We start from the raw sequence: 18,996 nt of genomic DNA on the forward strand, positions 1-18,996 counted from the left end.
GGAAACGGCTAGCCCAATGCGAACCCCTGCGTATCATCCCCTTCATGTCCACCGCCACCGCCCCCCTGCAAGCCGACGCCTGCTACCTGGCACTCAAGGCCCGGGACGCGCGCTTTGACGGCAGCTTTTTCACCGGCGTGACCTCCACCGGCATCTACTGCCGGCCGGTGTGCAGCGTGCGGGCGCCCAAGCGCGAGAACTGCCGCTTTTTCCACCATGCGGCGCAGGCCGAGCAGGCGGGCTTCCGGCCCTGCCTGCGCTGCCGGCCCGAACTGGCGCCGGGCCAGCTGCACTGGTCGATCCAGGACGCCAGCGCCATCCTGGCCCACCAGGCCGCGCGCCTGCTGGACGAGCCCGAGGTCTGGGGCGGCGACGCGCCCAGCGTGGACAGGCTCGCGAGCCGGCTGGGCGTGAGCGACCGCCATGTGCGCCGCATCTTTGAAGCGCAGTTTGGCGTCTCGCCCATGCAGTACCTGCAGACGCGCCGCCTGCTCACCGCCAAACAGCTGCTGGCCGACACCGACCTGCCCATCACCCAGGTTGCGCTGATCAGCGGCTACGCCAGCGTGCGCCGCTTCAACGCGGCCTTTGTCGCGCACTACCACCTCAACCCCACGCAGCTGCGCCGCGAAGGCGCGGGGCGCGGCCCGGCCGGCGCCGGCCAGGGCACCCGCGTGCGGCTGGGCTACCGCCCGCCCTACGACGTCGCCGCCATGCTGGCCTTTCTGCGCAAGCGGGCCATCAACGCTATTGAATTGGTAGCACCCGAGGGCCACGGGCTCTGGACTGCACGCACTTTTCGCGTGGAAATCGCGGGCCGGACCCACGCCGGCTGGTTGCGCAGCGAGTTTGACGAGGCGCGCTGCCAGGTGGTGCTGCAGGTGAGCGAGTCGCTGCGCGCGGTGCTGCCGCTGGTGATCCGCCGCGTGCGCGCCGCGTTCGACCTGGACGCCGACCCGCAGGCCATCAACGCCGCGCTGCACGCCGACTTTCCACAGGGCGACGGGCTGCGCGTGCCCGGCACGCTCGACGGCTACGAGCTGGCCGTGCGCGCCGTGCTGGGCCAGCAGATCACCGTGGCCGCCGCGCGCACGCTGGCCCAGCGCCTGCTCGACCGCTTTGGCGAACCCATCGAGACGCCGGTTGCCGAGCTCACGCGGCTGTTTCCCGCGCCCGCCGTGCTGGCCCGGGCCGAAGGCGATGCGCTCGGGCAACTGGGCATCGTCAAGCAGCGGCAGGCGGCCATCGTGGGCATTGCCCGCGCCGTGGCCGACCAGCGCATCAGCCTGCATGGCGGTGCCGATGTGCAGGCCACCATCGCCGCGCTCAAGGAACTGCCGGGCATCGGCGACTGGACCGCGCAGTACATCGCCATGCGCGCGCTGCGCTGGCCCGACGCCTTTCCGGCCGGCGATGTGGCGCTGCACAAGGCGCTGGGCGTGCAGGGCGGCAAGCAGCCGGCCCGCGCCGCCGAAGCCGCCTCCCAGGCCTGGAAGCCCTGGCGCAGCTACGCCGTGATCCGCGCCTGGAGCGCCATGAACTCTGTCAAGGACTGACCATGAAATTCGACCCCACCATCGTTCAAACCCGTTTCGAGAGCCCGCTGGGCCCCATGATCGTCGCGGCCACGGCGCGCGGCCTGGCCGGCGTCTGGTTCGAGGGCCAGCGCCATCTGCCCGACCACGCGCACTGGCCCCACCAGCCCGACCACCCGGTGCTGGCGCAGGCGGTGCAGCAGCTGCACGAGTACTACGCCGGCCGGCGCAGCCGCTTTGAGCTGCCGCTGGACCTGCAGGGCGGCACGCCGTTCCAGCAGTCGGTGTGGCAAGCGCTGCTGGCCATCCCGCCAGGCGAGACCACGAGCTACGGCCAGCTGAGCCAGGGCATCGGCAAGCCGGCCGCCGTGCGCGCCGTGGGCGCGGCCGTGGGCCGCAACCCGGTGAGCGTGATCGTGCCCTGCCATCGCGTGCTGGGCACTGATGGTTCCCTCACCGGCTATGCCGGCGGGCTGGAACGCAAGACCGCGCTGCTGCAGCTGGAAGGCGCATTGATCTGATTGCGGCATCAAAACCCGCCAAAAACATCATCAAAGCATGAAGGCCTGCGCGTGTTTTCATGGCGCACACTGCCCGGCTGGCTGGTTGTTGCCTGTAACCAGCCAGGGCCTGAACTCTTCACATTTATGACGCCTGCCGCCCTGCTCGACTTCTTTGTACTCTCCGCCCTGTGGGGCGCCTCGTTCCTGTTCATGCGCGTGGCGGCCGTGGAGTTTGGCGCGCTGCCCGCGGCGGCCGGCCGCGTGATGGTGGCGGCGCTGTTCCTGCTGCCGCTGCTGTGGCTGCGTGGCCTGGTGCCTGAACTGCGCCGGCACTGGAAGAAGGCCCTGCTGGTGGGCGTGCTGAACTCGGGCGTGCCGTTTGCCTGCTACACCTTTGCGCTGCTGGTCATCACCACCGGGCTGGCCGCCATCCTCAACGCCACGGTGCCGCTGTTTGGCGCGGTGGTGGCCTGGCTCTGGCTCAAGGACCGGCCCGCGGGCTCGCGCGTGCTGGGCCTGGTGATCGGCTTTGCGGGCGTGGCCCTGCTGACCTGGGACAAGGCCAGCTTCAAGCCCGGCGCGGCCGGCATCGCGCCGGCCTGGGCCGTGCTGGCCTGCCTGGTGGCCACGCTGTGCTACGGCATCTCGGCCAGCTTTGCCAAGCGCTACCTCAGCGGCGTGCCGCCACTGGCCACGGCCACCGGCAGCCAGGTGGGCGCCTCGCTGGCGCTGCTGCTGCCCGCGCTGTGGTGGTGGCCCCAGCACAACCCCAGCCTGCATGCCTGGCTGGCGCTGGTGGCGCTGGGCGTGGCCTGCACGGGGCTGGCCTACATCCTGTATTTCCGCCTGATCGAGACCGCCGGCCCGGCCAGGGCGCTGGCCGTGACCTTTGTGGTGCCGGTGTTTGCGCTGGGTTATGGCGCCGTGCTGCTGGGCGAAACCATCAGCCCCTGGATGGTCGGCTGCGGCGCGGTGATCGTGCTGGGCACGGCGCTGTCCACGGGCCTGCTCAAATTCGGCAAATGACCTCGGCCCGCAAGTTCAAGCTGCAGCTCAAGGCCCCCAGGCCGCGCAACCCGCTGGTGGCCGCCGCGCGCACGCGCAAGGCCGGCGAGCACCGCAAGAGCGAAAAGGCCCGGCGCGCCGCCGACAAGGTCAGGCTGCGCAAAGACATCGGGCCGTGACCCGCGCCACGCAGGCGCCGTCCTACAGCCGCACGGGCAACCCGCCGCTGGTGGGCGCCACCCCGGTCTGGAAAATCAGGGGCACCCACCACCTGCCGCCGCAAGGAAGCCGCCATGCCCATAGTTGCCGCCCTCACCGTCCCGATGGACCGCCCTGCGCCGGCGCCACGCACCGCCAACGACCCTGCCCCTGCCTGGGCCAAGCCCCAACTGGCCTGGCCCTTCCTGGCCGCCACGCCGCTGGCGCGGCAACGCAAGGCCCACGCGGTCATGGCGGTGGCTTCTTACAAGAGCTGAAACGGGCCCCGCTGGGGCCACGCCAAGGGCCCGCCGGGCAACGGCGGGTGGGCTGTGTGGGTGGGTTATCCTGAGGAAATTCCGGCGGACTTCCAGAGGATTCCTCATGCGCATGGCCTTCAGATCAACCCTCGGGCCCATGTTGGCTGCGCTATCCGTCGCAGGCCTGTCCTCTACCGCGCTGGCGGCCAGCTTCGACTGCACCAAGGCCTCCACTGCCGTCGAAAAGCTGATCTGCGAATCCCCCACCCTCAACGCGCTCGATGAAGAATCGGCAAAGCTCTATGCGCGGCTCATCGAATCAACGGCGGGCGCAGAGCGGGACTCGTACCGCGCCAGCCAGCGCGAGTGGCTGAAGAACGAGCGCAACCGGTGCACCACGGCGGAGTGCGTGGCGCGCGAGATTTCGCAGCGCAGCGGCATGCTGCGAACCACGCTGGAGCGCACGCGCGTCAAGGTGTCCGACATTGCCGAGGTGGCCCCCAATGCGCTGGCAGCCGAGCAGATGCTGGCGCGGGAGCGCAAGCCCGCACCGGTGGCGCCGGCCCCCTCCAGGGCCGAGCCGCAGCCTGAGCCGCGTGGCACTGCACCTGCACCTGCACCTGCACCGGCCCAGGCCCAGGCCGCGGCGCCCGGGCGCGTGCCCAGGAATCCTTCGGACTGGGCCCACTGCACGCGGGCCGACCTTTCCACGGCGCAATTCCAGATTTGCGAAGCGCCGGCCGTCGCCCGATTGTTCAAGGAGCTTGACCAGAAGCTGGGCACGTCGCTGCGTCACCTTGAGAAACTCAAGGCCAGCGCCAGGCGGGCCGGCACCGACAAGGTGGTCGCGCCCGCCCTGGCCTTGTGGAGCAAGCCCGAAGCGGCCTGCCCTGCGCTCGACGCCGACTGCCTGCGCCAAGCGACCGAGGAGGCCACCCGCAAGGCCGAGCAGATAGCCACCGCGCTGGAAGCGCAATGGCTGCCACTGCAAAAGGCCGCTGACGACCGCTACTTCCAGCAAAAGGACACCCTGCCCCTGGTGATCACCAACGGCGGTGGCGGCAACAAGCCCGGCAGTTCCGGGGGTTACTTCACCCACCTGTCGGTGACCAACCAGACCAGCAACGCCTACAGCGAGATCGCCGTGGCCTGCGGGCTCTATGAAACCTGGGGTGACGAGAAATCGGTCGAGCCCGAGTTCAACCACACCATCCGCGCAGGCATCGCGCCCAAGTCCCGCACCCTGTCGCTGCCTTATGTGGCCGTGCCCTGGGACCTGTCGAAATGGGGCACGGACGCCCAGGTCATCAAGTGCCGCGTGCTGAGCACCAAGGCCGCGTCGGCCGCCGAAGCCCAGGCCGCCACCGAGAAGAATCAGGCCGAGACCGCCCTGATCCGCCAGCGGACCGAGGCCGCGATGAAATCCTGGGACGAGGAACGCGAGCGCAACAAGAGCGAGCAGTCCGCCAACCAGCTGGTGCGCCTGAACCAGGCGATTGCTTCATTCAAGCGCACACCGCAGTGCAATGCCTATGCTGACATCATCGCCCGGGAGCGGGCCACGGTGGTTCAGTACCAGCGCGCCGGGCAGAGTGGTTATTCGATCGTGCAAAGCCTGATCAACGAGGCCCGGCGAATGGGGTGCCTGTAGCCCGAACGCCGGGCCCATCTGCGACCCGGCACTGCGCAGCCACCCATGCTGCGCCAGCAGCTTCTGTGCGCCGTCCCCCACCGGAAAACTGATGGCCCGGCGGGATCCTGGCAATCACCGCCAGTAATCAGGATATCAAGATATTTGAATTTTCAGGCATGGCAGGCCACGCTATTGTCGGCGCCGACAGCCCGTGTTCCATAACTGATAACTGGAGACTTTCATGATCCGCCTGGCCCTCACCTGTGCCGTTGCGTTGCTCTGCCTGCTTCAGGGGTGCGCCAGCGTCACGCCGGCCCCTGACGGGACGCTTCGCCGAACCTCCTACGGCCCGGTTCTGGGCAGCAACGATGGCGCTGGCACCTACAGCTGGAAGGGTGTTCCGTTTGCACGCCCCCCCGTGGGCGAGCTTCGCTGGAGAGCCCCGCAGGAACCCCTGGCATGGTCGGCCACGCGGCCCGCAACACAGTTCGCGCCCGCCTGCGTGCAGACCGGACGCCTGTATGGCCCCGGGCTGAACAACCGCTATGACGCCACCATCGGGACCACGCTTGGGAAAACACTTGGGTCAGAGGACTGCCTGTATCTCAACATCTGGGCCCCCGCGACGGCCACGCGCTCGGCACGCCCCGTGATTGTTTTCGTCCACGGCGGCAGCAACATCACTGGCTACACGGCAGACCCTGTCTACGACGGGGCTGCCCTGGCAAAAAGCCAGGATGCGGTGGTGGTGTCGGTCAACTACAGGCTCGGGGTGTTCGGATTCCTCAACGCACAGCCGCTCAAGACCGGAAAGGCCGAGGAAGACTCTGGCAACTTCGCGCTGCTCGATATCGTCAAGGCCCTCGACTTTGTCAGAAACGAAATATCGGGCTTTGGCGGGGACCCGACCCGTGTGACCCTGATGGGTCAATCCGCCGGTGCCGTCAACGTGTATGCGCTGCTCACGTCGCCAATGGTGGTCGCCCGCCCGACGCCCCTGTTCCACCGGCTGGTGGCCTTGAGCGGCGGAATCTCCACGCCCGCCACATTGCCCGCAGGCTCCATTGCGGCCATTCAGCCCGAGTCGCTGTGGGCCACCCGGGGTGAGGCCCTGGTGGTTCAGTCGCTGATCGCCGACAAGGTGGCGGTTGACGAGGCCGACGCCCGGGCACGCATCAAGGACGCAAGCGGAACGCGTGCGATGGCAGACTATCTGCGCCAACTCCCGGCCGACACGCTGCTGGGCACCGTGCGGACACGACTGGCCCCGCGTGGAATGTCCGCATCCAATCCCATCCCTGATGGCTGGGTCGTCGCGCGCGACCCGATCACATCGATCCGCGAGGGCCGCTACCTGAAGGTCCCCGTGATGGCAGGCAAGACGCGCGATGAAACCAAACTGTTCCCGCAACTGCTCGCCATACGGCCCAGCCTGGGCGGAACCAGCGGGCGGCTGCTCGATGACGCAGCCGTATTCAAGCTTGTTTCGGGTTACGACCCGGAGGCGCCTGCGGCCTCCACCGCAGAGCAATGGATCCCCGCTGCCTACCTGCCTGTGACGCAGCCGCAGACCGGGTTTGATGCCCGGACGGCGGAGCTGGACCGCATCTGGTTCGGCGCCATGCGAAACGACGTGCTTGGCGCCTTGCGCACTCGGCAATCCAGTGTCTGGGCTTATGACTTTTCATGGGACCAGTTGCCCCCGCCCTTCGACAGCATCTACGGCGCAGCCCATACCTTCGACCTGCCATTCATCTTCGGCAATTTCAGCCCTTCGCTTTACTCGAACATCCTGTTCACGAAGAGAAACGCGCCCGGGCGGCAAGCCCTGTCCGTCGCCATGATGCGGAGCCTGGGCGAATTTGCACGCCGTGGTGACCCCAACCAGGCGCAACTCGGCGTGAACTGGAAGCCCTGGCCCGCCCGCATTGTTTTCGACGCGGACGCCACAGCGACCCGCATTGGCGAGCAGGACCGGTAAACGGCCAGCGTTCACGGGGCAAAGCCGGCTGCGGGCTCGATGGCTTCGCGCGAGTCGAAGCCGCCTTTGGGCTTGCCTGAAGGTGAGAAAACAAAAAAGCCCCGTGGTTAGGGGCTTTCAGGGGTGTTTTTCGGACCGTACTGGACGGTGAAAAACGAATCTTGGCGGAGTGGACGGGACTCGAACCCGCGACCCCCGGCGTGACAGGCCGGTATTCTAACCAACTGAACTACCACTCCTGGTAGCCTGCGTTCGCCCTTGCGGGCCAAGTGCTGGCGGCTTGTGCCTTGCTCATCGTGCGATGAATTCTGGCGACCCTACGGGGATTCGAACCCCGGTACTCACCGTGAAAGGGTGATGTCCTAGGCCTCTAGACGATAGGGTCAAAACCTGGACTGTTCGGTGGTGGAGGTAAACGGGATCGAACCGATGACCTCTTGCATGCCATGCAAGCGCTCTCCCAGCTGAGCTATACCCCCATTTTGCCGCTGCCGCTTTGGATTGCTCCTCACAGCCTCGTCAATTTCCGAGCCTTGAATTATAGCCCGAAATTTAAACGGCTTTCAATCGCTCCAGCGCGGTTTCGCGTGAAAGCAGTTCCAGCACCGCGTCCAGCGAGGGCGTTTGCGCCGTGCCCATGACCAGCACACGCACGGGCATGGCCAGTTGCGGCATCTTGAGGCCATGGGCGGCCAGCACTTCCTTGATGGCGGCGCCAATGGCGGCCTTGTCCCAGGCGCAGGCGGCGAGCTTGTCGGCCAGCGTGGCCAGCGCGGGCCGGATGGCGTCGGTGATGTGCTGGGCCCGGTCTTCGGGCGTGGGGCTCACGCCGGCGTAGAAGCGCGCGACCCAGTCGGCCAGCGCCACCGTGGTGTCGCAGCGGTCCTTGAGCAGGCCGCACAGGCGCGGCAGGCGCTCGTCGGCCGCAATGTCGCGCAACGCCAGTTGCTGCGCCACCAGCGGCGCCAGCGCGTCGTCGGCCATGGCCTTCATGTGCTGGGCATTGACCCAGCGCAGCTTGGCTTCGTCAAACTGCGCGGCGCTGCGGCCCAGGTGGTCAAGGTTGAACCACTCCAGAAACTGCGCGCGGCTGAATATCTCGTCGTCGCCATGGCTCCAGCCCAGCCGCGCGAGGTAGTTGACCATGGCATCGGGCAGGTAGCCCTCCTTGGCGTACTGCGTGACGGCCTTGGCGCCATTGCGCTTGCTCATCTTCTCGCCCTGCTCGTTGAGCACGGTGGGCAGGTGCGCGTACACGGGCGGCGTCTTGCCCAGCGCTTCAAAAATATTGATCTGGCGCGGCGTGTTGTTCACGTGGTCGTCGCCGCGGATCACATGGGTGATGGCCATGTCGATGTCATCGACCACCACGCAGAAGTTGTAGGTGGGTGTGCCGTCGGGGCGGGCAATCACGAGGTCGTCCAGCTCATCATTGCTGATCTCGATGCGGCCCTTGACCTTGTCGTCCCACGCCACCGAGCCGCCCTGCGGGTTCATGAAGCGCAGCACGGGCTGCACGCCTTCGGGCACGGGCGGCAGGGTCTTGCCGGGCGCGGGGCGCCAGGTGCCGTCATAGCGCGGCTTTTCCCTGGCGGCCATCTGCTTTTCGCGCAGCGCGTCAAGTTCAGCCATGCTCATGTAGCAGGGGTAGACATGGCCGGCGGCCTTGAGCTCAGCCAGCACTTCCTTGTAGCGCGCCATGCGCTGCATCTGGTAGTACGGGCCCTCGTCGTGGTCCAGGCCGAGCCAGGCCATGCCCTCGAGGATCACGTCCACGGCGGCCTGCGAGGAGCGCTCCACATCGGTGTCTTCAATGCGCAGGATGAAGTCGCCCCCCGTGGAGCGGGCAAACGCCCAGGGGTACAGCGCCGAGCGGATGTTGCCCAGGTGGATGAAGCCCGTGGGTGACGGGGCAAAGCGGGTGCGCACGCGTGCGCCCGGTGTGGTCATGGGGTTCAAAGGGAGTCCAGGCCGCGCGCAAGGTCGGCTTTGATGTCGTCAATGTGTTCAAGGCCCACCGCGAGGCGGATCAGGCCCTGGCCAATGCCCGCGTCCTGGCGCTGCTCTTCGGTCAGGCGGCCATGCGAGGTGGTGGCGGGGTGGGTGATGATGGTCTTGGTGTCGCCCAGGTTGGTGGCAATGCTCATGACCTGGGCGCTGTTGATCACGCCAAAGGCGTTGGCCCGCGCCGCGCCGGCGCCAGCGCCCTTGACGTCAAACGACACCACGGCGCCGCCCATGCCCGACTGCTGGCGCATGGCCAGTTCGTGCTGCGGGTGAGAGGCCAGGCCGGGGTAGTAGACACGCGCCACGGCGGGGTGCGCCTGCAGCCACTGCGCCACGGCCAGGGCATTGGCGCACTGGGCCTGCATGCGGATGTCCAGCGTCTCCAGCCCCTTGAGCACCACCCAGGCGTTGAAGGGTGCCAGCGTCATGCCGGCCACGCGAACGATGGGGGCGAACACGTCGACGATGAGCCTGGACGGGCCGCAGATGGCGCCGGCCATGACCCGGCCCTGGCCGTCGAGGTACTTGGTGCCCGAATGGATGATGAGGTCGGCCCCAAGCTCCACGGGCCGCTGCAGCGCCGGCGAGCAGAAGCAGTTGTCCACCACCAGCAGCGCACCAGCGCCATGGGCCACGTCGGCCAGGGCCTGGATGTCGCACACGTCGGTCAGCGGGTTGGTGGGTGTTTCGGCAAACAGCAGCCGCGTGGTGGGCCGCAGGGCCGCGCGCCACTGGGCCACGTCGGTCTGCGAGACAAAGGTGGTCTCGACGCCGAACTTGGCAAACTCCTTGCCAAACAGCGCCATGGTCGAGCCAAACACCGAGCGCGAGCAGATCACGTGGTCACCCGTCTTGAGCAGGCCCATGCACAGCATGAGGATCGCGCCCATGCCGGTGGAGGCGGCGATGGCGGCCTCGGTGCCCTCCATGGCAGCGAGGCGTTGCTCAAAGCTGGTGACCGTGGGGTTGGAAGTTCGGCCGTAGGTGTAGCCCTCTTGCGGGTGCGCAAAGCGGTGGGCCGCGGCTTCGGCGTCGGTCTGCACAAAACCGCTGGTCAGGTACAGGGCCTCGGAGTTTTCGCCGTGCTGGCTGGGCGCGAGCGCGGCATGCACCGCCAGGGTGTTGCGGTGCAGGCCGGCGGGGAGCGGTTTCTTCTTCACGGCGTCAGGCGTCCTGGGCGTTGGGCAGCGCCAGGCGGGAGGTGTCTTCCTCGCCCTCCTCGGCGCCCACGCGGTTCTGGTTGAGGCGGGCGATGTCGTCGGCGTTGATGTCGCCCGTCACGTACACGCCGTCAAAGCACGAGGCATCAAAGCCGGCAATGCTGGCATTGAGCGAGCCGACGGCTTTTTTCATCGCGTCCACGTCCTGGTAGATCAGCGCGTCGCAGCCGATGACGTCGCGGATTTCCTCCAGCGTGCGGTCGTGCGCCACCAGCTCGCTGCTGGTGGGCATGTCGATGCCATACACATTGGGGTAGCGTACCGGCGGCGCGGCGCTGGCCAGGTAGACCTTGCGGGCGCCGGCGTCGCGCGCCATCTGCACGATCTCGCGGCTGGTGGTGCCGCGCACGATGGAGTCGTCCACCAGCAGCACGTTGCGGCCCCTGAACTCGCTGGCGATCACGTTGAGCTTCTGGCGCACCGACTTCTTGCGCACGCCCTGCCCCGGCATGATGAAGGTGCGGCCCACATAGCGGTTCTTCACAAAGCCTTCGCGGTACGGAATGCCCAGCAGGTGCGCGAGCTGCGTGGCGCTGGGCCGGCTCGATTCGGGGATGGGAATGATCACGTCGATTTCACTGGGCGGCACGGTGGAGACCACGCGCTTGGCCAGCGACTCGCCCAGATTCAGCCGGGCCTGGTAAACCGAGATGCCGTCCAGCACCGAGTCGGGCCGCGCCAGGTACACAAACTCGAAAATGCAGGGGTGCAGCGCCGGCGTGTCGGAACACTGGCGCGCATGCACGTTGCCCTGCAGGTCCACGAACACGGCCTCGCCGGGTAGCAGGTTGCGCTCCATCTCGTGGCCCGTGCCCTCGAGCGCCACGGACTCGCTGGCCACCATGATCTCGCCGCCCTTGCCCCGGCCCATGCACAGCGGGCGGATGCCGTAAGGGTCGCGGAACGCCAGCAGGCCATGCCCTGCAATCAGCGCCACCACGGCATACGAGCCCTTGACACGGCGGTGCACGTGGTGCACGGCGGTGAACACATCCTCAGGCTTGAGCGGCAGGCCGCGCGAGGCCTTTTCAAGTTCGTGCGCCAGCACGTTGAGCAGGACCTCGGAGTCACTCTCGGTGTTGATGTGCCGATGGTCGGTGAGGAACAGTTCGCTCTTGAGCGCCTGTGCATTGGTGAGGTTGCCGTTGTGCACCAGCACGATGCCAAACGGCGCGTTCACGTAGAAGGGCTGGGCCTCTTCCTCGCTGTAGGCATTGCCCGCCGTGGGGTAGCGCACCTGGCCCAGGCCGCAATTGCCGGGCAGCGCCCGCATGTTGCGGGTGCGGAACACATCACGCACCATGCCCTTGGCCTTGTGCATGAAGAACTTGCGGTCCAGCTGCGTGACGATGCCCGCCGCATCCTGGCCGCGGTGCTGCAGGAGCAGCAAGCCGTCATAGATGAGCTGGTTGACAGGTGCGTTGCTGACAACGCCGACGATTCCACACATAGATTTCCACGCGCCCCGTTATGCCGGTCACCCCGGCAGATACTGCCCAAACTCCTGCGGCAACACAGGCTTCATGCCCCTGAGCGCCACCGTCAAAACTTCCGCCCCGGTGGACTCCTGCCACCAGGCACCCCCACGCAATGGCGTGAGGTTGACCACCACCGCCGCCGCCAGCAGCAGCACCACACCGCGCGCCAGCCCGAAAGCCGCGCCCAGGGTGCGGTCCACCGGCCGCAGGCCAATGGCTTCCACCAGCTTCTTCATGAGCCAGGCCAGAAGGCCCGCGGCAAATGCGCCAGCGATGAACACCACCAGAAACCCAGCCGCATAGCGCACCGGCTCCGACGCCGATCCCATGGGCAGGCGGGCCGCGGCCTCGGGCGCCAGCCACTGGGCCAGCACAAAGGCCGCGATCCAGCCCAGCACCGACAGCACCTCGTAAATCAGCCCGCGCCATGCGCCCAGCGCCAGGGACGCCACCAGAATCGCCAGAAAAACCCAGTCAAGCGCCGCCATCAGAGCGCCACCTACAAGGTGAGGATGGCCGCCGGCAAATCCAGTCCCTTGATCTTGCTGGCCGCGCGGTCGGCTTCGGACTTGCTGCCAAAAGGCCCGACCCGGACCCGGATGCGCTTGCCGTCCTTGGTGTCCACCACCTGGGTGTAGGTCTTCAGGCCCGCGCGCTCGACCTTGAGCCGGGTTTCACGGGCCTTGGCGTTGTCGGCAAAAGCGCCCACCTGCACCACATAACGGCCCGAGTCGGCGGCGGCGCTGGCCGCCACCGGGGTCTTGCCTTCAAGCAAGGCCTTGGCGCGAGCGCCATCGTCGGCCTTCACCGCCGTCTTGGACTCGTGCTTGGGCTCGACTTTCGGCGCTGCCGGGGGCTCGCTTTTTGCTTCGTTTTTGATAGCAGGAGGTGCCGACGGGGCGGGGACTACAGCCACTTTCTTCTCAGAAACCTGGCCGGAGGCCGAGGGCACCACCTCTTCACGCGGGCCCAGGCTTTCGGCCACGGCGGGCTTGGCCGCACTGGGTGCCGGCGCGGCGGCGGGCGCGGGCGCACTCACCTGCCCTGACGCCACGGCCGACGACGCGGGCGGGGCCGGCAGGGCCAGGGGTTTGACCTTGTTGCGGTCGGGAATGTCGATCGGGATGTCCACGGCCACGGGCCGCGGTTGGGTGTCAAAGAGCAGGGGAAAGCCAATCACCCCCACCAGAACCAGCACCGCGGCGCCGATCAGCCGGTGCCTGGCGCGCTTGCGCAGCACCTCGACGCTTTCGGTCTGGGCGGCACTGGGCGCTGCGTCGCCATCAGCCTTGCGGAACTTGAAAAAGGCCATGAAAAGTGTCGCCTGGGTTGGGCTCAGTTCGCGAGATGTGTGGCGTGAAGCCGGGGTATCCCGTGCTTCAGAACGCCCCCCACGGTGTAGAACGATCCAAAGACCACGATTCTATCAGCGGGGTCTGCCGCGGCGATGGCCGCCTGCAGCGCCGCCAGAGGGTCGGCATGGGTGCTGCCCTGCACATCCTTGCGGCTTTCGCCCGCCTGCCATTGCGCCATCAGGCCGGTGGCCGGCGCGGCGCGCGGCGTGGGCAGATCGGTGAAATACCAACGGTCCACCAGCGGGCCCAGGCGCGCCAGCATGGGGGCCAGGTCCTTGTCCCCCATGGCGCCGAAAACAGCGTGCGTGGTGGGGTAAAAGCCCATGGCGTCCAGGTTGGCCGCCAGCGCGGCCACCGAATGCGGGTTGTGGGCCACGTCGAGCACCAGCACCGGCTGCCCGGGCACGATCTGGAAACGGCCCGGCAACTCGACCATGGCCAGGCCGTTGCGCACCGCCTGCGCCGTGACCGGGATGCGCCCGCGCAGCGCCTCCAGCGCGGCCAGGGCGCCCGAGGCATTGACCAGCTGGTTGGCGCCCCGCAGCGCCGGGTAGGCCAGGCCCGCATAACGCCGGCCGCGGCCGGCCCAGGCCCATTGCAATTTGTCACCCGAAAAATTGAAGTCGTGCCCGAAACGCCACAGGTCGGCGCCCAGTTCGCGGGCGCGGTCCAGCACGCTTTGCGGCGGCATGGGGTCGCTCACGATCGCGGGCCGCCCGGCGCGCAGGATGCCGGCCTTCTCGAAGCCGATGCTCTCGCGATCGTTGCCCAGAAAGTCCATGTGGTCCAGGTCGATGCTGGTGATGACCGCGCAATCCGGGTCCACGATGTTGACGGCATCCAGACGCCCGCCCAGGCCCACCTCGAGAATCGCCACGTCAAGCCGGGCCTTGGCCATCAGGCCCAGAATGGCCAGCGTGGTGAACTCGAAATAGGTGAGCGACACGCCCTCGCGAGCCTGCTCGACCCGCGCGAAATGCGGCACCAGCGCGGCAGCCGCCACGATCTCGCCATGCACGCGGCAACGCTCCTCGAAATCCACCAGGTGCGGCGACGTATAGACCCCCGTGCGCCAGCCCGCCTGCAGGGCAATGGCTTCCAGCATGGCGCAGGTCGAGCCCTTGCCATTGGTGCCGGCCACGGTGATCACCGGGCAGTCGAAGCGCAGCCCCATGCGGGCAGCCACCGCCCGGACGCGGTCCAGGCCAAGCTCGATGGTTTTCGGGTGCAGGCGCTCGCAGTGCGCGAGCCATTCTTCTAGCGTGTCCATATGGCGGGAATTGTCGCCCACGCGCGGGGGCGGAGGTGTTTGGTGGGATGATTCCGGGCATGAAATCCCCTGTCATCACCGTCTACGGCATCCCCAATTGCGACACCGTCAAGAAGGCGCGCGCCTGGCTTGACCAGCACGCCGTGGCCTACCAGTTCCATGACTTCAAGAAGCAGGGCGTGCCGGCCGATCGGCTGGCACGCTGGACCCGTGAGGCCGGCTGGGAGACCGTGCTCAACCGCAAGGGCACCACCTGGCGCAAGCTCGAGCCCGCCACCCAGGCCGGCGTGCAGGATGCAGACACGGCCCAGGCCCTGATGCTGGCGCAGGCCAGCGTCATCAAGCGGCCGGTGGTGGAATGGCCCACCGCCCTCACCGTCGGCTTTGACCCCGTCCGCTGGGCGGAACTGGCCGCCGCCGTCTGAGCCGCAAAGGCCACGCCCGCGCCAACTTTTACCGATGATTTACTGAACTGCGGCTGGAATTTGCACTCCAACTGCTTAAAATTTCAGCATGCCAGTCAGAAAGGCGAGGTTCGTCATGTTTCACAAAACCATTCCCAGCAGTTCCATTCTTGCCGGCCTGGCGCTGGTCGCCGGCGGCGCGCAGGCCCAGCAAGCCCAGCCGGCCCAGGAAGAGGGCCGCGTCATTTCCAGCACCCCCGTGATCCAGCAGGTCGCCGTGCCGCGGCAGGTCTGCAACAACCAGCAGGTGGTGGTGCCGCAGCAGAAATCCGGCGCGGGCGCCGCCATGGGAGCCCTGGCCGGTGGCGCCATGGGCAATGCCATTGGCAATGGCACGGGCCGCGCCGCGGCCACGATCCTCGGGGTTGTGGGCGGCGCCATCCTGGGCGACCGGATCGAAGGCGCGCCTGCCGGCCAGGTCCAGAACGTGCAGCAATGCAGCACGCAGACCTTCTACGAAAACCGCACGGTCGCCTACAACGTGGTCTATGAGTACGCAGGCAAGCAATACAGCGTGCAGATGCCGAACGACCCGGGCCCCTACGTCAAGCTGCAGATCACCCCCGTGAGCAGCGCGGCGCCCCAGGTGGAGCCACCAGCGGTTGTTGCTTCGGCCGCCCCCTACGGGGTGATCCAGCAAGGGGTGGTGGTCGCGCCCGCGCCCGTGGTGTACGCCCGTCCGTATTACCAGCCCTATTACCCGCCAGTGAGCCTGTCGCTGGACCTGGGCTATTACCGCGGCTATGGCCACCACGGCCACGGCGGCCACTGGCGCTGACAAAAGCTGCAGCGGCAGCCGCCGCGCTCAGGACCCGGTCTGCAGCAGCGCGCCCTTGAACAGCACCGGCCCGGTGGGGCCACCCTCTCCCGGCACGCCGCCCCGGGGCTCCAGGCTGATGGCCAATGCGGGCACCTCGCGCACCTGGCCTTCAGCCGCCGTCAGGCGAATCACCTTGTCGTGACCCAGAACGCCCAGTGACTTGGGCCCTCCGGACGGTGGCAGTGCCCACAGCTGCAGGGACTTGTCCTCGGCCTCCTGGTAGCCACCCACCCGCTTGAGCGTCAGCCGCTGGCTTTTGGGGTCGAACGTGACCAGCATCGAGGGGTCGGCCTTGCCGTCGGCCAGCACCGCCACGTATTCAATGGCCGGTGTCGCCTGCAGCTGGGCCAGCAGCCTGGCCTTGTCCTGCTCGCTCCGGGCAATCTGGCCTCCCTGGTGATCCACCTGGCGGCTCAGGTTCACGCCCACCACGACCGCCGCCACGCTGGCCAGGCCCGCGGCCAGCGCCGCGCCGCGCCAGAGGCCGAGCGCGCGCCTGAGTTTGTCAAGCATGGGCGCCTCCTGCGCGGACCGGGTGGCCGCTTGGTCGCTGGTGGCCAGCAGGTTTTCAATGCGCTTCCAGACATTGGGGCTGGGCATTTCCATGGCCTGCAGTTCGGTCATGGAGGCGAACCGCTCCTGCCAGATCAGGGCATGGGTGCGCACCGTCGCGCTCTGGCGCGCCAGGCTTTCAAAACGGCGGCGCGCCCCGCCGCGCAGCGTGCCCAGGGCGTAGCCCGCCGCCAGCTGGTCAAGGAGTGAGGGGTTGTTGATGATGTTCATCGTGATGCGGCTCAGGCAAATCGGGCCATGCAGCCACGCAGTTGTTCCAGACCGCGGCGGATCCAGGTTTTGACCGTGCCCAGCGGCAGCTTGAGTTGCTCGGACAGCTCGCCATGGCTCAGGTCGCGCAGGTAGGCCAGGCTCACGACCTCGCGCTGCCTGGCTTCCAGCTTGCGCAGGCACTCGTGCAAGGCCCAGGCCTGTTCGCTGGCCTGGGTGGTGTCCATGGGGTTGGCGGCATCGCTGGCCAGGGTATCGCTCATCATGTCGTCTAGCTCCAGCGCGGCATCGGCCCGTTCGCTGGCGCGGCGGCGAAGAAAATCAAGCGCGCGGCTGCGCACGATCACGCCCATCCAGGCCATCGGCGGGCTCAGCACGGCCTTGTAATCGCCCGAGATGCGCCAGATGTTGAGGTAGGCCTCCTGGAGCACGTCTTCGGCCCAGTCACGGTTGCCCACGACGCGCAACGCCACGCCGTAGAGCTTGGAGCTGGTCAGGTCGTAGAGCGCCCGCAGGGCCGCCGCGCTGTCGGCTTGCCGCGCTTCGCCGCCGTCGGAATGGCGGGCAGCGATGCGGTTGATCAGGGCGATCAGGTGGAGGTCTTGGGGTTCAGTGGCCATAAGGGGATTGTCGGGCTTCATGTCCAGTACGCAAAACCCCGGCGCGCGGATTCAGGGTTTTGTCACCCCTGCCCTTCAGGGCGCACCCTCACGGCACCTCACAGCGAGCGACGACCAGCCGGTTAAAATTGTGGGTTTAGCCCAACAACCCGGCACGCCCGCGCGTGCATGCCCATGACGACCGAAAAAATCGACGGCGTATCCGTCACCACCCAGGCCAATGTTTACTTTGACGGCAAGTGTGTCAGCCACGGCATCACCCTGGCCGACGGCACCAAAAAGTCGGTGGGCGTGATCCTGCCGGCCACGTTGACCTTCAACACCGGCGCGCCCGAGGTCATGGAATGCGTGGCCGGTGCCTGCGAGTACCGGCTGGCCGGCAGCGATGCCTGGATCAAGTCGTCCGCGGGGCAAAGCTTCAGCGTCCCGGGCAAGTCGCAGTTCGACATCCGCGTGGCCGAGGCCTACCACTACATCTGCCATTTCGGCTGAAAGCAAAGTCCACCATGGCAACCATTCTGCAGAACCTCCCCATCGGCCAGAAGGTCGGCATCGCGTTTTCAGGCGGGCTGGACACCAGCGCCGCGCTGCTCTGGATGAAGCTCAAGGGCGCCGTGCCCTATGCCTACACCGCCAACCTGGGCCAGCCCGACGAGCCCGATTACGACGCCATTCCGCGCAAGGCCATGGAATACGGCGCGGAAAAAGCCCGCCTGATCGACTGCCGCCTGCAACTCGCGCATGAAGGCATTGCCGCCCTGCAGTGCGGCGCCTTCCACATTTCCACGGGCGGCATCACCTACTTCAACACCACGCCGCTGGGGCGCGCGGTGACGGGCACCATGCTGGTGTCGGCCATGCGCGAGGACGACGTCAACATCTGGGGCGACGGCAGCACCTTCAAGGGCAACGACATCGAGCGCTTCTATCGCTACGGCCTGCTGACCAACCCGAGCCTGAGGATCTACAAGCCCTGGCTGGACCAGCTGTTCATTGACGAACTGGGTGGCCGGTCGGAAATGTCGGCGTTCATGACACAGCACGGCTTCGGCTACAAGATGAGCGCCGAGAAGGCCTACAGCACTGACAGCAACATGCTGGGCGCCACCCACGAAGCCAAGGACCTGGAGCACCTGAACAGCGGCATCCGCATCGTCAACCCCATCATGGGCGTGGCCTTCTGGAAGGAAGACGTGCCGGTCAAGGCCGAGGAAGTCACGGTGCGCTTTGAAGAAGGCCAGCCCGTCGCGCTGAACGGCAAGACCTTTGACAGCCCGGTGGAGCTCATCCTGGAGGCCAACCGCATCGGCGGCCGCCATGGCCTGGGCATGAGCGACCAGATCGAGAACCGCATCATCGAGGCCAAGAGCCGTGGCATCTACGAAGCGCCGGGCCTGGCGCTGCTGCACATCGCCTACGAGCGGCTGGTGACCGGCATCCACAACGAGGACACCATCGAGCAGTACCGCATGAACGGCCTGCGCCTGGGCCGCCTGCTGTACCAGGGCCGCTGGTTCGACCCCCAGGCCATCATGCTGCGCGAGACCGCCGAACGCTGGGTGGCACGCGCCGTCACGGGTGAGGTGACGCTGGAACTGCGTCGGGGCAACGACTACTCGCTGCTCAACACCGAGTCGCCCAACCTCACCTACAAGCCCGAGCGCCTGAGCATGGAAAAGGTGGAAGACGCGCCCTTCTCCCCGGCCGACCGCATTGGCCAGCTGACCATGCGCAACCTGGACATCGTGGACACCCGCGACAAGCTGGGCATCTACTCGCGCAGCGGCCTGCTGTCGCTGGGCACCGGTTCGGCCCTGCCGCAACTGGGCGGCGAATCAAAGAAGTAGACCCGCAGGCGCCGGCA

19 protein-coding genes and 3 tRNA genes are annotated in these 18,996 nt (G+C 67.3%); 11 read left to right on the forward strand and 11 right to left on the reverse strand.

Annotation, left to right across the window (positions count from 1 at the left end):
* The first annotated feature begins 44 nt into the window (after positions 1-44).
* From KF796_17320 to KF796_17350, 7 genes are all read left to right on the forward strand, one after another.
* Complete coding sequence (locus KF796_17320; protein ID MBX3588397.1) at positions 45-1,556, forward strand: helix-turn-helix domain-containing protein; 1,512 nt, start codon at positions 45-47, stop codon at positions 1,554-1,556.
* 2 nt (positions 1,557-1,558) lie between these two features.
* A complete protein-coding gene (locus tag KF796_17325) occupies positions 1,559-2,056 on the forward strand; it encodes a methylated-DNA--[protein]-cysteine S-methyltransferase (GenBank protein MBX3588398.1) in 498 nt (165 codons plus the stop codon).
* 126 nt (positions 2,057-2,182) lie between these two features.
* Entirely contained in the window at positions 2,183-3,064 is an 882-nt protein-coding gene (locus tag KF796_17330; GenBank protein ID MBX3588399.1) for a DMT family transporter, read from the forward strand.
* Positions 3,061-3,222, forward strand: a complete 162-nt coding sequence (locus tag KF796_17335; GenBank protein MBX3588400.1) for a hypothetical protein — start codon at positions 3,061-3,063, stop codon at positions 3,220-3,222. Before KF796_17330 ends, KF796_17335 begins: the two co-directional genes overlap by 4 nt.
* Positions 3,223-3,336: 114 nt before the next feature.
* Positions 3,337-3,519: a hypothetical protein gene (locus KF796_17340; GenBank protein ID MBX3588401.1), complete on the forward strand. Its 183-nt coding sequence runs from the start codon at positions 3,337-3,339 to the stop codon at positions 3,517-3,519.
* 139 nt (positions 3,520-3,658) lie between these two features.
* Positions 3,659-5,152, forward strand: a complete 1,494-nt coding sequence (locus KF796_17345; GenBank protein MBX3588402.1) for a hypothetical protein — start codon at positions 3,659-3,661, stop codon at positions 5,150-5,152.
* Positions 5,153-5,375: 223 nt separating this feature from the next.
* Positions 5,376-7,115 (forward strand): carboxylesterase family protein, encoded by a 1,740-nt coding sequence (locus KF796_17350; GenBank protein ID MBX3588403.1) that lies wholly within the window; start codon positions 5,376-5,378, stop codon positions 7,113-7,115.
* Positions 7,116-7,277: 162 nt separating this feature from the next.
* On the opposite strand, the gene KF796_17355 is transcribed toward KF796_17350, so the two are convergent.
* The 9 genes from KF796_17355 to folC form a co-directional block, all read right to left on the reverse strand.
* A tRNA-Asp gene (locus tag KF796_17355) sits at positions 7,278-7,354 on the reverse strand.
* A 70-nt stretch (positions 7,355-7,424) separates the two neighbouring features.
* Positions 7,425-7,500, reverse strand: a tRNA-Glu gene (locus tag KF796_17360).
* An 18-nt stretch (positions 7,501-7,518) separates the two neighbouring features.
* Positions 7,519-7,594 (reverse strand) — tRNA-Ala (locus tag KF796_17365).
* Between the two features lie 73 nt (positions 7,595-7,667).
* Complete coding sequence (locus tag KF796_17370) at positions 7,668-9,065, reverse strand: glutamate--tRNA ligase (protein ID MBX3588404.1); 1,398 nt, start codon at positions 9,063-9,065, stop codon at positions 7,668-7,670.
* 5 nt (positions 9,066-9,070) lie between these two features.
* Complete coding sequence (locus tag KF796_17375) at positions 9,071-10,282, reverse strand: O-succinylhomoserine sulfhydrylase (protein MBX3588405.1); 1,212 nt, start codon at positions 10,280-10,282, stop codon at positions 9,071-9,073.
* Positions 10,283-10,286: 4 nt separating this feature from the next.
* Complete coding sequence (gene purF / locus KF796_17380; GenBank protein ID MBX3588406.1) at positions 10,287-11,792, reverse strand: amidophosphoribosyltransferase; 1,506 nt, start codon at positions 11,790-11,792, stop codon at positions 10,287-10,289.
* Positions 11,793-11,819: 27 nt separating this feature from the next.
* Positions 11,820-12,308 (reverse strand): CvpA family protein, encoded by a 489-nt coding sequence (locus KF796_17385; protein MBX3588407.1) that lies wholly within the window; start codon positions 12,306-12,308, stop codon positions 11,820-11,822.
* Between the two features lie 11 nt (positions 12,309-12,319).
* A complete protein-coding gene (locus KF796_17390) occupies positions 12,320-13,132 on the reverse strand; it encodes an SPOR domain-containing protein (GenBank protein ID MBX3588408.1) in 813 nt (270 codons plus the stop codon).
* A 23-nt stretch (positions 13,133-13,155) separates the two neighbouring features.
* Positions 13,156-14,445, reverse strand: coding sequence for a bifunctional tetrahydrofolate synthase/dihydrofolate synthase (gene folC / locus KF796_17395; GenBank protein MBX3588409.1), 1,290 nt, complete (start codon positions 14,443-14,445; stop codon positions 13,156-13,158).
* 59 nt (positions 14,446-14,504) lie between these two features.
* Here folC and KF796_17400 point away from each other — a divergent pair, with 59 nt between their 5' ends.
* Positions 14,505-14,870, forward strand: a complete 366-nt coding sequence (locus tag KF796_17400; protein ID MBX3588410.1) for an ArsC family reductase — start codon at positions 14,505-14,507, stop codon at positions 14,868-14,870.
* A gap of 115 nt (positions 14,871-14,985) precedes the next feature.
* Complete coding sequence (locus KF796_17405) at positions 14,986-15,687, forward strand: glycine zipper 2TM domain-containing protein (protein MBX3588411.1); 702 nt, start codon at positions 14,986-14,988, stop codon at positions 15,685-15,687.
* A 27-nt stretch (positions 15,688-15,714) separates the two neighbouring features.
* Here the strand turns inward: KF796_17405 and KF796_17410 are convergent, their stop codons facing one another.
* Together KF796_17410 and KF796_17415 are read right to left on the reverse strand one after the other, a co-directional pair.
* Positions 15,715-16,512 carry an anti-sigma factor gene (locus tag KF796_17410; protein MBX3588412.1) on the reverse strand — a complete coding sequence of 266 codons (798 nt, stop codon included), beginning with the start codon at positions 16,510-16,512 and terminating at the stop codon, positions 15,715-15,717.
* A gap of 11 nt (positions 16,513-16,523) precedes the next feature.
* A complete protein-coding gene (locus KF796_17415) occupies positions 16,524-17,132 on the reverse strand; it encodes a sigma-70 family RNA polymerase sigma factor (GenBank protein MBX3588413.1) in 609 nt (202 codons plus the stop codon).
* 174 nt (positions 17,133-17,306) lie between these two features.
* On the opposite strand from KF796_17415, the gene KF796_17420 reads away from it, so the two are divergent.
* Together KF796_17420 and argG are read left to right on the forward strand one after the other, a co-directional pair.
* Positions 17,307-17,624, forward strand: coding sequence for a pyrimidine/purine nucleoside phosphorylase (locus KF796_17420; GenBank protein MBX3588414.1), 318 nt, complete (start codon positions 17,307-17,309; stop codon positions 17,622-17,624).
* Between the two features lie 14 nt (positions 17,625-17,638).
* On the forward strand, positions 17,639-18,979 hold the full coding sequence (gene argG / locus KF796_17425; protein ID MBX3588415.1) for an argininosuccinate synthase: 1,341 nt from the start codon (positions 17,639-17,641) through the stop codon (positions 18,977-18,979).
* Positions 18,980-18,996: the final 17 nt, after the last annotated feature.

It is taken from the genome of Ramlibacter sp. (assembly GCA_019635435.1).
Classification (GTDB): domain Bacteria; phylum Pseudomonadota; class Gammaproteobacteria; order Burkholderiales; family Burkholderiaceae_C; genus JAHBZM01.

Coding starts and splice junctions, on each gene's coding strand:
- KF796_17320 (MBX3588397.1), top strand. CDS start 45: ATGTCCACCGCCACCGCCCCCCTGCAAGCCGACGCCTGCTACCTGGCA.
- KF796_17325 (MBX3588398.1), top strand. CDS start 1,559: ATGAAATTCGACCCCACCATCGTTCAAACCCGTTTCGAGAGCCCGCTG.
- KF796_17330 (MBX3588399.1), top strand. CDS start 2,183: ATGACGCCTGCCGCCCTGCTCGACTTCTTTGTACTCTCCGCCCTGTGG.
- KF796_17335 (MBX3588400.1), top strand. CDS start 3,061: ATGACCTCGGCCCGCAAGTTCAAGCTGCAGCTCAAGGCCCCCAGGCCG.
- KF796_17340 (MBX3588401.1), top strand. CDS start 3,337: ATGCCCATAGTTGCCGCCCTCACCGTCCCGATGGACCGCCCTGCGCCG.
- KF796_17345 (MBX3588402.1), top strand. CDS start 3,659: ATGTTGGCTGCGCTATCCGTCGCAGGCCTGTCCTCTACCGCGCTGGCG.
- KF796_17350 (MBX3588403.1), top strand. CDS start 5,376: ATGATCCGCCTGGCCCTCACCTGTGCCGTTGCGTTGCTCTGCCTGCTT.
- KF796_17370 (MBX3588404.1), bottom strand. CDS start 9,065: ATGACCACACCGGGCGCACGCGTGCGCACCCGCTTTGCCCCGTCACCC.
- purF (MBX3588406.1), bottom strand. CDS start 11,792: ATGTGTGGAATCGTCGGCGTTGTCAGCAACGCACCTGTCAACCAGCTC.
- KF796_17385 (MBX3588407.1), bottom strand. CDS start 12,308: ATGGCGGCGCTTGACTGGGTTTTTCTGGCGATTCTGGTGGCGTCCCTG.
- KF796_17390 (MBX3588408.1), bottom strand. CDS start 13,132: ATGGCCTTTTTCAAGTTCCGCAAGGCTGATGGCGACGCAGCGCCCAGT.
- folC (MBX3588409.1), bottom strand. CDS start 14,445: ATGGACACGCTAGAAGAATGGCTCGCGCACTGCGAGCGCCTGCACCCG.
- KF796_17400 (MBX3588410.1), top strand. CDS start 14,505: ATGAAATCCCCTGTCATCACCGTCTACGGCATCCCCAATTGCGACACC.
- KF796_17405 (MBX3588411.1), top strand. CDS start 14,986: ATGTTTCACAAAACCATTCCCAGCAGTTCCATTCTTGCCGGCCTGGCG.
- KF796_17410 (MBX3588412.1), bottom strand. CDS start 16,512: ATGAACATCATCAACAACCCCTCACTCCTTGACCAGCTGGCGGCGGGC.
- KF796_17415 (MBX3588413.1), bottom strand. CDS start 17,132: ATGGCCACTGAACCCCAAGACCTCCACCTGATCGCCCTGATCAACCGC.
- KF796_17420 (MBX3588414.1), top strand. CDS start 17,307: ATGACGACCGAAAAAATCGACGGCGTATCCGTCACCACCCAGGCCAAT.
- argG (MBX3588415.1), top strand. CDS start 17,639: ATGGCAACCATTCTGCAGAACCTCCCCATCGGCCAGAAGGTCGGCATC.